8 protein-coding genes are annotated in these 12,544 nt (G+C 48.9%); all 8 read left to right on the top strand.

The window, feature by feature from the left end:
• Window positions 1-264: 264 nt before the first annotated feature.
• A complete protein-coding gene (locus AC3WQ3_RS21285) occupies window positions 265-2,532 on the top strand; it encodes a helix-turn-helix domain-containing protein (RefSeq protein ID WP_492473444.1) in 2,268 nt (755 codons plus the stop codon).
• Window positions 2,533-2,954: 422 nt separating this feature from the next.
• Window positions 2,955-4,559: an extracellular solute-binding protein gene (locus tag AC3WQ3_RS21290; protein WP_492473445.1), complete on the top strand. Its 1,605-nt coding sequence runs from the start codon at window positions 2,955-2,957 to the stop codon at window positions 4,557-4,559.
• A gap of 118 nt (window positions 4,560-4,677) precedes the next feature.
• Window positions 4,678-5,574 carry an ABC transporter permease gene (locus AC3WQ3_RS21295; protein ID WP_095292991.1) on the top strand — a complete coding sequence of 299 codons (897 nt, stop codon included), beginning with the start codon at window positions 4,678-4,680 and terminating at the stop codon, window positions 5,572-5,574.
• A 62-nt stretch (window positions 5,575-5,636) separates the two neighbouring features.
• Window positions 5,637-6,509, top strand: a complete 873-nt coding sequence (locus AC3WQ3_RS21300) for a carbohydrate ABC transporter permease (RefSeq protein ID WP_336784247.1) — start codon at window positions 5,637-5,639, stop codon at window positions 6,507-6,509.
• Window positions 6,510-6,568: 59 nt separating this feature from the next.
• Window positions 6,569-7,528, top strand: a complete 960-nt coding sequence (locus tag AC3WQ3_RS21305) for a sugar phosphate isomerase/epimerase family protein (protein WP_492473446.1) — start codon at window positions 6,569-6,571, stop codon at window positions 7,526-7,528.
• A gap of 99 nt (window positions 7,529-7,627) precedes the next feature.
• The gene (locus tag AC3WQ3_RS21310) at window positions 7,628-9,379 is read left to right on the top strand and encodes a hypothetical protein (protein ID WP_492473447.1); all 1,752 of its coding nucleotides are present in this window, start codon (window positions 7,628-7,630) and stop codon (window positions 9,377-9,379) included.
• 199 nt (window positions 9,380-9,578) lie between these two features.
• Window positions 9,579-11,312 (top strand): tetratricopeptide repeat protein, encoded by a 1,734-nt coding sequence (locus AC3WQ3_RS21315; RefSeq protein ID WP_492473448.1) that lies wholly within the window; start codon window positions 9,579-9,581, stop codon window positions 11,310-11,312.
• Between the two features lie 207 nt (window positions 11,313-11,519).
• Window positions 11,520-12,479 (top strand): thioredoxin-disulfide reductase, encoded by a 960-nt coding sequence (trxB, locus tag AC3WQ3_RS21320; protein ID WP_095293000.1) that lies wholly within the window; start codon window positions 11,520-11,522, stop codon window positions 12,477-12,479.
• The last annotated feature ends 65 nt before the right edge of the window (window positions 12,480-12,544 follow it).

A 12,544-nucleotide genomic window follows, 5' to 3' on the forward strand; every position in this document is an offset into this window, starting at 1 on the left:
GAAATTTGCTGATCCGTGTTTGAGTAGTTAACTGCTCAGCACGGTTTTTTGTTTTTTATCTAAATTATATATGAACTGATTGATGCTATAATTCCCTGCTTGGCTGCTCTGAAGCTTGTGCTATAATAACATCAAATTGCATCTATCGAACTTATTTGGAGTTACCCAATTACGCCACAACCAGAGCAAGAATGAATGAAAATGTGATAAATAGGAGAACCACAGCTGATGTACATAGCTTAGTGGAGTGAGGAGTGGGGTCTATTGTCCCGTACTTGGTATTATCGGTTACTCTTTTCGTATTTCCCTATTTTTTTTCTTACCGTGACCATACTCATTTTTATTGCTTTTGTGTTCATTAACGATATCTCCAGAGAAGAAACGAGAAAAGCGGACGGTATATCCGCCAGTTATCTGGTAGATAACCTCGATCGTACTATTCGTGATATTGAACTGTCGGTGACGGAGGCCGTACAGAGTGAGCTGGCGTATAAGCTCTACTTCAACAATCCAGGTCAGGCAAGCAAGGAAACCGTCTATACCATTGCGCAGAGTTTGCGTGAACTGACGAATTCCTCTTCATGGATTCAATCGATTTATTTATATGACAAAAATAATGATAGCGCTTTAACTTCAAGCGGAGCACGAGAAATAGAAGGTTTTGCAGATCAATACTGGATTGAACAGATCATGTCTGGTTCCCTTGCTCCCGGGTGGCAGCCCGTCCGCGTATATGATGTGGAGTCGGTTCAGCGTACCCCAATCCGGGTGCTCACGGTTAATAAAGACATGCCGTTACCCTTTGGTACCGATGGTGTATTGGTCATTAACATCAAGATGAGCAGTATTGAACAGAGCATTGACAGCATGGTGAATGGACAACTTTCCTTCATGACGGTTACGGATCAGAAGGGTCAGGTTGTATATAATGCCCACTCAGACAGTGAAGGCGCTCATGGGAGACAACCGTTAAATACCCTTCACCTCGAAAGGCTTGGTTGGACGCTCCATAGTGGTATTAAGGCAGGCAATCTCTTTGGCTGGGTATCGGTCATTTCTTATGTATGGGTGTTTATTGCAGCCCTGACTGTTGTCTGTGCCATCATTTATATTGTCTATATCACTCGCCGCAATTATAAGCCTATTCAGATAATCATGAACCGAATTGAGGCCCATCAAATCAGAGCATCGGAGCAATCAGGGTCAAGTGTGGACGAAATGAAGCTGATTGACGGCGTGCTGGAAAATCTGATTAATCACATGATGGATTATGACGAGAAAAGCAGGGAAAATGCGCTGCTGCAGCGGAGCAAGCTATTCAACGATCTATTGCAAGGTGACAATCTGGATCGTGTCACGGAACGATTAAAGGAGCTATCACCGTTAACGGATACGGATCAGTCATCACACTTCACGGTTGTACTGGGAGAAATCAATCGATATGAGAAGGGGTTCCAGGAACGATATACGCGAGGTGAGCAGAACACGCTAAAATTCGCTCTGATGAACGTCTTGCAGGAGCTCACTCGTAACACAGGAATGCAATGCTGGATGGAGTGGGTGAGTGCGGACCGGATTGCGATCCTGTTCCAGTCCCTGGAACCAAGTGAAGATATGACTGACCGAATCTGTGCAGTTGCAGAAGAGTTCAGGACTTGGGTGGAACAGAATCTCCGTATCTCGCTTAGCTTCGGAATCGGGCCGATTGCCAGGGGCGTAGGAGCGATCCACGACTCATATACAGCAGCAGAAGCCGTAATGCAGCGCAAGCTCCTGATGAATGGAGATGTGGTTCTGGCCGGGGCTGGTGAAACCTCTCAGCAGCTGCTGGAAACCTACACCTACTTGCAGATGATCGCCGATTTTGTGAAGCGATTCCGAATGTCGAGCGGCCAGTGGCGTGACCTGCTTGAGGAGATTTTTACTGCCTTTGAGCATAACATGCTGCCCGATGAAGATATTCTCTCTCTTCTAGAGGCCATGCTGCAGATGCTTCGCCGCGAAGTGGCCATGATGTCAGAGGAGCTGCAGGAGAAATTATCCGAAGAGAACTTGAATCAGTGGTTAAAATCGATGAAGGAAGCGAAGACGCTTGAGGATGTTAAATCCATGCTGTTTGATGATCTGACCGAACTGTTCCGAACTTATGTATCGGTGACCGAAACCAAGAGTTACAGAGCACTGGTCAATGAGATGAAAACATACATCGAAGAGCAGTTTGCGAATCCGGATCTTTCGCTGAAGCATCTGAGTGATCGATTCCAGGTTTCGGGCAAGCATGCAAGTTATTTATTCAAAACAGAGTTTAACATGAAGTTTGTGGATTTCCTGACCGAGCTGCGGATGAAGGAAGTCGAACGACTTCTGGTCCATACCGATCTTTCGTTGCAGGACATTGCTCTGAAAGTTGGGTATGCCAACGGAATTACCCTTGGACGTGTGTTCAAACGGGTAACAGGGATTACACCAGGTGATTATCGCCGTTCGAAGCGTGAGCATCCCGCGGGCGAAGGGAAAGAGTTCAGCGGCTGACTACAGCAGAACATGTACAGGGCGGAATTCGTGCAGGCGCTCTCCGTCAGGAGAGCATCATGTATGAATTCGCCCTATTGCTGTTGGAACATAACGATTCTACAGACAGAGGGGGCAGGTTATCGTGTGACGGACTCACATGATTCCGGTTTATTGTCTCATGCGAATATAGGCAGTGTATGAAAATGGTTTATCGTGTTTTGAAAGCAGGTCGGTTGGGCGGTAACAACACTGTCAGCATGGATGGAATACATGGGGCAAGGAACCAATGAAAATGGTCAGTGTACGAAAATCGTCGCTGGGATAAACCATTCTCCTTATGTAAGCGTTTACGAAACGAGTTTGTTGCCAATGTCAGGAATGATGTGGAATACTCTGGGCAGGATTTAACCATTCACACAAGGGCAAAGGAGATGACACAAATGACAGGAAAAGCAACCAAAGGGAGTCTAAAGAAATGGGTAGGACTTGCGCTTACGATGGTAATGGGTGTTTCCTTGCTAGCTGGCTGTTCATCCGCATCAGAACAAGGCGGAGCAGATGGCAATGCGTCAGGTAATGGCGAGCGTGTCACCTTGAAAGTGGAAGTGTTTGATCGCGGTAACAGTCCTTCACCTTACACCATTACGAACAACTACTTATCAAAGCTGGTGCAGGAAAAATTCGGTGACCCGAATAACATTGATGTTCAATTCGTACCAATTCAGCGTTCGGAAGAAGTGACAAAGCTGAATGTTCTCATGGCCAGCAATACCGATGTTCCCGATATTGTTTTTGTATATGACTCAAGTGTGTTCTACCGCTATGCCCAGCAGGGCGGGTTGACCGATGTCGGTGAACTGCTGGATCAGTATGGACCGAACCTGAAGAAGTTCCTGGGCGAGGATACATTAAAGTTTGGACAGCTGGAAGGCCAGCAGTTCGCTATACCGGGTAAACGTGCGATTACAGGACGATACAGCTCGTACATTCGTAAGGACTGGCTGGATAAACTGGGATTACCATTGCCTACAACCACCGATGAGCTGTATACCACTTTGAAGGCATTTAAAGAGAAGGACCCTGGCCAGCTTGGCAGCAAAAACATTCCAATGGGAATGGCGCTGGCTCCAGCTCAATTTGAAACATTGATTTACTCCTTTATCAAGCCGGTTAGTGGTGATCTGACATACGCTCAGCGTTTTGAGCTGCCACTGCATGAGGGTTTCAAGGATGCCATGAAGTTCATGAACAAGCTGTACAACGAGGGCTTAATCAGCAAAGACTTCAGTCTGGATGAAGATAAAACCCAACTGGCCAAGGACGTGCAGAACGGTAACATCGGCTACTGGTCTGAAGATGTGGATGCCATCTTCTACGCGGATGGAACACTGGACAATCTGCGCAAAAATGTAGAGGGAAGCAACCTGGTTCCAGTCGATGCTTATACCAATGCGAATGTAGACAACAAACATATTAAATCTCGTTACGGCTCCAACGGTATGTACATTATGATTCCTAAAAGCAGCAAACGCGCTGTGGAAGCCATTAAATATTTGGACTGGATGGCTTCAGACAATAACCTGTCGGATATCCTCAATGGGGTTGAAGGTGAGAACTATGAACTGGTTGATGGACTTCCCGTTGTCAAAGAGGATGCTACGCAGGAAGCCAAGGATCGTCTTTTCAATGCAGGGGATATGGCCATCATTTCGAACGGCAAAAATGTAGGTGACCAGGCCATGAATGAAAAAGCTTGGGTCTTGGGATTCCCGCAGAACAATCAAGAGATGTTGAAGCAGTCCATTGATATTGCCAATACGGACACGGTAGGACCTATTATCTTCGACAAGCCAATTGAAGCAGAAATGAAGTACGGCACGGCACTCAAAGATAAGCTCAATGTCATTATCGTGAAAACAGCAATGGCGAAACCGGAAGAATTCGAAGCGGTATACGAACGGGAAATGAATGATTACATGTCACTCGGCGGCGAAGCACTGAAGAAAGAACTTGAACAGGCTGTTCAGGAGCTTGCTGCCAAATAAGAAAAATGATCCTCGCAAGTGGTACAGAGCTTACTGGAGAGAGCGGATAAACTTTGAAGTGACCTGTGCCGTCACCTGAGGCGGCACAGTTTATCTTCACGGATTGGAGGAGACAGACATGACCCCCTACTTGAAGAGGTATTGGCAATTATACGCGTTGATTTCCCTGCCCCTTATTTACTTCGTAATTTTCCGTTATGGACCAATGTATGGCGTACAGATCGCATTTAAGGATTTTAACCTGTTTCAGGGTATTGGCGGCAGCGAGTGGATTGGCTTTGATGCCTTCCGCGAGGTATTTGGGATGCGGGACTTCTACACCACGCTGCGAAATACCTTTATGCTCAACTTTTTGGATCTGATTGTATCTTTCCCTGCTCCAATTATCCTGGCAATTATGCTCTATGAAATTCGGTTTAAATGGTTCAAAAAGCTGTCGCAGACCATCCTGTATATCCCTCACTTCATTTCATGGGTGATTATCGGGGGGATTGTATACCAGCTGTTTGGCAACCAATCAGGTATGGTAAACGGTGTGCTTGAGAGTATGGGGCTGAACCCCATCCCATTTCTAACGGAGAAGAATCCGTGGCTTGTAACCTACCTGTTTACTGGTGTCTGGCAGAGTGCCGGGTGGGGAACCATCCTGTATCTGGCTGCACTGACGGGTGTGAACAAGGAGTTGTTTGAAGCGGCTGAGATCGATGGAGCAACACGTCTCAAAAAGATATGGCATATTACACTGCCGAGCATCAAGCCGACCATTGTAACCCTGCTTATTCTGAATCTGGGGCACATGGTCACGATTGGATTCGATCGTCCTTACATTATCGGGAACACAGCGGTGCGTGAATATTCAGATGTTCTAAGCACCTTCGTATACCGGATGGGTTTGGAATCCGGGCAGTATACACTGGCAACGGTAGTCGGACTGTTCCAGGCCGTCGTGGGTCTTATTTTCGTGCTGGGCTCCAACTACATTTCGAAAAAGGTAACTGGTGAAGGGATTTTGTAGAGGAAAAGAACGTACGCGAGGCCTGTTATTTTCTAGACCATCAGTAGAGGAGTTGTGCGCATATGAGTGACCGCACCTCAAATCGGATTTTTGATATCGTTAATATCTCCTTTGTAACCCTGTTTGTCGTGTTCTGTCTGGCTCCTTTTCTGCACACGATTGCCATATCGTTTAGCTCCAACCGAGCGATAACATCAGGAGAAGTGAGGCTGTTTCCGAAGGAGTTTAATTGGGATGCATACGTCAAGGTGTTCTCTGACCATTCCATGCTCTATTCACTTGGTTACACTGCGCTTCTAACGATTGCGACAACGGTTTTATGCATGCTGTTTACTATCGCTGCAGCATACCCGTTGACCAAGAAAAAAATGAAGGGCCGCAAGCTCTTCATGTACGTCATCATCATTACGATGTTCTTCAGTGGCGGGATCATTCCGGAATACTTGCTGATTCGTGATCTGCATTTGCTAAATTCGGTCTGGGCATTAATACTGCCGGGCTTGGTCAGTCCGTTTAACCTGATTATCCTGATCTCCTTCTTCAATGGCATCCCGGAAAGTCTGGAGGAGTCGGCTGAGATCGATGGAAGCTCACATCTTCATACGTTGTTGAAAATCATTCTTCCGCTCTCGCTGCCAGTGATGGCCACCTTGTCTCTCTTCTATGCGGTGGGACGCTGGAACGGATTCCAGGATTCCCTGATGTACATTAACGATCCACAGCTGTATCCGCTGCAGCTTAAGCTGTTCCAAATGGTACAGAACAACATGGTGAGTGAACTGACACAGATGGAGGGTGCAAACCGCGCACCGCTTACGCCAGAAAGTCTGAAGGCTGCCACCGTTATATTTGCTACCGTTCCCATCCTGCTGGTCTATCCTTGGCTGCAGAAATATTTCGTTAGTGGTGCCATGCTTGGAGCTGTAAAAGGTTGATTGAAGCCATATCCATCATATGTGGGAAAGGTTGCAACAGAAAGGAAGAGTGAGCTTGTATGCAGCAAAATGACAAGGGTGAGTATTCGTTCTCCACATGCTGGAACATTAAGCGTCATCAGGTAGGTGAGTCCATGATCCAGGAAATTCGCGAGCTTGGTTTCCGCCGTGTTGAACTTAACTACAACGTGACGAAGGAAATGCTGACATCTATTGAGCCTATGATTGAGCGCGGGGAGATTGGTGTTTCCAGTGTGCATAACACATTTCCCCATGTGCCGGACCCGGATTACGGTACAGACTCGGTACTGCTCGGATTCCAGGACGAAACGAAACGTCAAAAGGCCATTCAGCTGCTTGTCGGTTCCGCAGAATATGCCCATCGTTACGGTGCTGAGGCTGTTGTTGTACACCCGGGAGAGGTACCTATCCCGGAGAGTGTCAGCAAGGAGCTTGCACAGCTGTATCACGACGAGGGGAAGGATTCAGCTAAGTATCGCAGCAAATGGGAGGAATTTGTTGAACGGCGGCAGGCACTGAGCACAGGTTACGTCCAACAGATCATTCGCAGCCTGGATGAAGTCTGCAATCAGGCAGCAGCCAAAGGCCTCCATGTCCGGTTCGGCATCGAAACCCGCTCCAGACCACAGCAGATTCCTACGCTGGCAGAAGCCAAGACAATTATTGAGGCTCTACAAGGGGCTCCGGTTGGCATCTGGTATGATACCGGGCATGCCATCATGATGGATCGCCTGGGGCTCTACGACAGCGTTGGTGAGATGCAAGGGCTGATGGATGATATCGTAGGCGTTCATATTCATGAGACGCTTGGCCTTTCGGATCACTGGTGCCCTTATGTGCACAGTCAAGATATGCATTTCTATGATGCATACCTCCCCATGATCCGCCGGGCAAGGGTCAAGGTCTATGAACTGAAATCAGCTTGTACACCGGATGAAATTCACGAGAGTCACGAACTGCTTATGAAGAAGATGGATACGGCAAGGGAGGGACGATGATGTTGGAAACAGACCGCGCGCTGGATGATTGCACTGCGGCTGTTTCTTTGGCAATCCAGCCCAGCCACGCGCAACTACTCAGTTTGGAGGGAATGGCACATGTACAAGCAACTGGTGGATAGCAATGACAAGGCGGTGGAGAGAGGCTTGTCCCGGCAGGTGCTTGATCCAAATAGCCGATACTACGGTGGAACAATCGATCCCTACACAGGTATCGCCTGGGTTAATCATACGACCGGAACCCCTACGGATATGTGTTACTGGGGGGCAGCGCTTGCTAACCCTGATTCAATCTATTATCGGAATGAAGAGCTGTTACATCGCCTTCTACTGGCAACGGAGTTTGTGCTCCGTAACCAGCATGAAGATGGCTCCATATCTCCGGGATGGACCAACTATCATTCACCGCCAGACACGGCATTTGTCGTTGTGGGGTATGCTCAGTTGTACCAGCTGCTTCAACAGCAGGAATGGGAGAAGCTCCAGCCTGTGCTGGAAAACATGCGGTTGTTTTTGGAACGAACTGTACCTGTCATGCTTACAGGAGGTTGCCATACGCCGAACCATCGCTGGGTGCTATGCGCGGCTCTTGGTTTCCTGCATCAGCTGTTTGACCTGGAAGAGACAGTGAAGCGTGCAGAGCAGTGGCTGGCGGAAGGAATGGATATAACTCCAGATGGGGAATGGACAGAACGCAGCAACGGAATCTATAACGCAGTTAGCGATATTATGCTGATCCATGCGGCTCGCTTGTTGAATCGTCCTGAGCTGCTTGAGCCCGTCAGACTTAATCTGCGCATGATGGTGTATCTGGTACATCCGACAGGTGAGATTGTTACGGATTACTCGGGTCGTCAGGATCTGGGCAGTTTGCATGACTTGTCCCCTTATTACCTGCCATATGCCATTCTTGCCCGGATTGACCATGATCCGCTCTTGGCCAACATGGCGAAATGGGCAGGCGATTCACTAACAGACCCTGGCGTCTGTTCGGTCAATTCGCTCATTCGGTTATTGCTGGAACCGGAGCTGCAGAAGATATATGAGGTGGAAGATGAACTGCCTAAGCAGTATGAGATCATGTTGAATGAACACTTTTCGCGTGAGGGTTATTTACAACAAATGGTGTCAGCAGGACATTATGGGCATATTTCTCATAGCCGGATGCATACGGACTTTGGTGCGCCTGTTGCTCGTATAAGGGATCATGCTACAAGCATAACCATAATGACGGAAGTGCCGTCCTTTTTCGCTCTTCGTCATGGCTCGGTGCGTCTGCTGGCCGTGCAGCTGGCCTCCTACTTCAATCCCGGCTATTTGCCAATGCAGAAGATGGACCGATTGCCCACAGGATATCGTCTGAGGGGTGAGCAGAAGAAAGGCTATTATGCTCCTATTCCTGCAAATCAGCTGCCCGAAACTGTGAAAACTTCCACTAGCCCATGGTATGTGTTACCTCATCAGAACCGAGAACTTACCCATGAACAGACATTCCGTACGCAGGCGGAGGTTATACAGACAGAGAAGGGGTGGAAGCTGGAACTGTCAGGCACCGAGCCAGAGGAGATCATGATGCAGTTGTCCTTCGTATTCGGAGATGAGGGAGAGCTGTCTTCCGGCGAACTGCTGGAGACGGATGGAGGTCATTATCTGTGGAAGGGCGGAACGCTTCGCTATTCCTGTGGAGAGGACTGGGTCGAGCTGGCCGGAGGCGAGATGGGCCATCTGGCAGCAACCGTACGCGAGGCGAGGTTACCAGACAGGTGCAAGGTTGTGCTGGTCAACTTCATGACACCGTTCAGAAAGACGATAGACATTACACTGTCACCGACGATGGCAGCGAAGTTGTAAATGGACAGGGGTCTCCATTTTCAAAAGATAAATTTCGATGATATCCGGATGGCATTTCACCCTTCAAGTAGGGTGGAATGGCATCTTTTTTATGTGCAATTTTTGCATAAAGCTCTTGAAACTACATGTTGAGAAGACCGCCGCCAGATGTGGTATACTGGAGAGTATGAATGAAAGCAAAGAGGAGGTGCCTTGGAAGATGAAGGGCAAGCTAGTGCGGGCAGAAGGACCCCTTGCCAATATTATACCGATTCACTTGGATGCTTCTTTCTTTTTCGAGAGAGCTGTCCGCTCGCTGGACCGTAATCATGTTGACAAGGCATTAAAATATTTTCGTAAAGCTGTTGAATATGAACCGGAAAATCCGGTGAACCATTGCAATATGGCGGGTATATTATCTGAGAAGGGAGATTACGAAGCTTCCAATGCTGTTCTGGCGCATGTGCTTGAGGTGGTAGATCCGTCCATGACGGAATGCTACTTCTATATGGCCAACAATTATGCGAATATGGACCGGTTTGAGGAAGCGGAGCAGGCACTTGTTACGTATTTGGAGGAGGACCCACAGGGGCAGTTCATGACGGAAGCCGAAGAGATGATGGAACTTCTGTATTATGAGCTGGATCGCCCAGCCAAGCTGAACCGGATCAAATCCCGTAAAGGTGTGGTTGAGCACGATCAGGCAAGAGAGCTGCTGGAAGAGGGGAAATTTGCTCAGGCAGCCGAACTTCTGGAGGGCATGTCACCCGACTACCCTGACTATCTGGCAGCCCGGAACAATCTCGCGCTGGCTTATTACTATATGGGACTGTTCCCCAAGGCGAGAGAGACGATTGCCGAAGTGCTGGAGCAGGAGCCGGGAAACCTGCATGCCTTGTGTAATCTCGCGATCTTCCACCAGAACGAGAATCGGGCAGACCAAGTGCTATTATTGATCAAAAAACTACGTGTCATCGTGCCTTACCAGAAGGAGCAGGTGTATAAATTGGCTACCACGATGGGAATTCTCGGGCAGCATGACTCGGCCTATACCCATTTCCGCCGACTCTTGAAGGATGAAGAGACGGCAGCCGATCCGGCGCTTGCTCATTACGCGGCTGTGGCAGCATATAATACGGAGCGTTACGATGTTGCAGAGCGGCTTTGGCGCCATGTGTCCAAGCTAGATCCGGGCTCAGAGGTTTCCAAGTTCTATCTGTCTGGCCTTGATGCAATTCGGGAAGGGGAGCGTGAGCCGGAGAAGCTCAGCTATCATTACCATCTTCCGTTTGACGAGCAATTCAGACAATGGGAGAACTATGGTAACGGTATACCGGAAGAGATGAAAAATGATCCGCTCATCCGTTCATCGTTCTTCTGGGCGCTGCGCCATGGAGATCGTGCAACCAAGCTTCAGGTCATTCATGCCTTGGCCATGATCGGTGATTATGAGGTGCAGCAAGCCCTGCAATCCTTCGTACAAGAGCCTGATGAAGATCAGGATCTGGTTGCTGCGGCTGAATCTGTGCTGAGCGGACTCCAAATGAAAGAGCAGAATCAGGGCAAGAACCATGATCAGCAACCGGTATCCGGGATAACAGACCATCTTCTTCCTAAGATGCAATCAAGCACAGTGCAAGCCAAGTCGGAAACGACCTTGCACTGGCAAGCCGTTGTGGAGCGTGCTCTGCAGATGACAGAAGCGAAAGCGGAGCTGCAGCAGGAGATGGAACGGATCTGGACCGATTATGTATCCAGAGTGCATCCGGATGGTCCGGGGCTCAAGCAAATTGAAGGCTGGGCTGCGGGGCTGGAATATCTCGCAGCCAAAATTCACAGTCGTCCCGTTACCTATCAGAGTATAGCGGAACGGTACGGCATATCGGCTTCAACCGTTAGCAAATACGCACGGCAGATTGTTCGGGTGTGCGGAAGCATCCCGCCAACCGTGTAGCATACTCCGGATTACATGTACCATTTTCTTGTTGGCCGTATAGATGAGCGACATTATGCGCTTGAAGACAGTTTGAGAAAGATCGGAATTTCATGAAGGATACAATTGCCTGCAAAACGGGTAAACTTAACGAATAGGCTTCGTCATATCACTCTAGAAGTTTTCCAGTCAACACACTCTCAACCTTATCAAGGAGGCTGTATCTATATGTCTAAATACAGAACGATTGTGATCGGAACCGGACCTGCAGGTTTGACGGCAGCGATATATCTGGCTCGTGCCAACCTGAACCCTTTGGTCATAGAAGGTCTGCAACCCGGGGGCCAGCTTACAACCACGACAGAGGTTGAAAACTTTCCAGGATTCCCGCAGGGCATCATGGGGCCGGAATTAATGGATAACATGCGGAAGCAAGCAGAGCGCTTTGGAGCGGAATTCAAGAATGGCTGGGTAGAGGAAGTTGACTTCAGCAAGCCGCCATTCAAGGTGAAAGTCGGAGGCATTGGTGAGCTTGAGGCGGAGTCGATTATTATCTCTACCGGAGCTTCTGCCCGCTATCTCGGTATTCCGGGAGAGCAGGAGAATGTGGGACGCGGCGTAAGTACGTGCGCGACATGTGACGGATTCTTTTTCCGTGGCAAGAAAATCATTGTTGTGGGTGGCGGCGATTCCGCGATGGAGGAAGCCAGCTTCCTGACCCGTTTCGCAACAGACGTGACACTGGTTCACCGCCGGGACGAATTGCGGGCATCGAAGATCATGCAGGACCGGGCACGCAGCAATGAGAAGGTGAAATGGGCCCTGAACCGGACACCGCTCGAAGTTGTACCTGAGGCACTGGGTGTCAAGGGATTGAAGGTGCGCAATAATGAGACAGGTCAAGAGGAGCTGCTCGAAGCAGATGGCGTATTTGTAGCGATTGGCCACACGCCTAATACGGGCTTCCTGGGTAACCAGATTGCTCTGGATGACCACGGTTATGTTGTGGTGAAGCCAGGTACCACCGAAACGAACATTCCGGGTGTATTCGCCTGCGGTGACGTTCAGGATACGAAATATCGCCAAGCCATCACGGCTGCAGGCTCAGGCTGTATGGCGGCCATGGATTGTGAGAAGTACCTTGAAGGCAGTATTATCCACGATTGGAGCGAGACGCTGGATAAGTAAGCATGACTAAGGTAGTGCGCTGCATAAACTATAATAAGAGACAACGGGAAGTCTCATCACGTGAG

The sequence above is a fragment of the Paenibacillus sp. FW104-T2 genome (genome assembly GCF_058789975.1).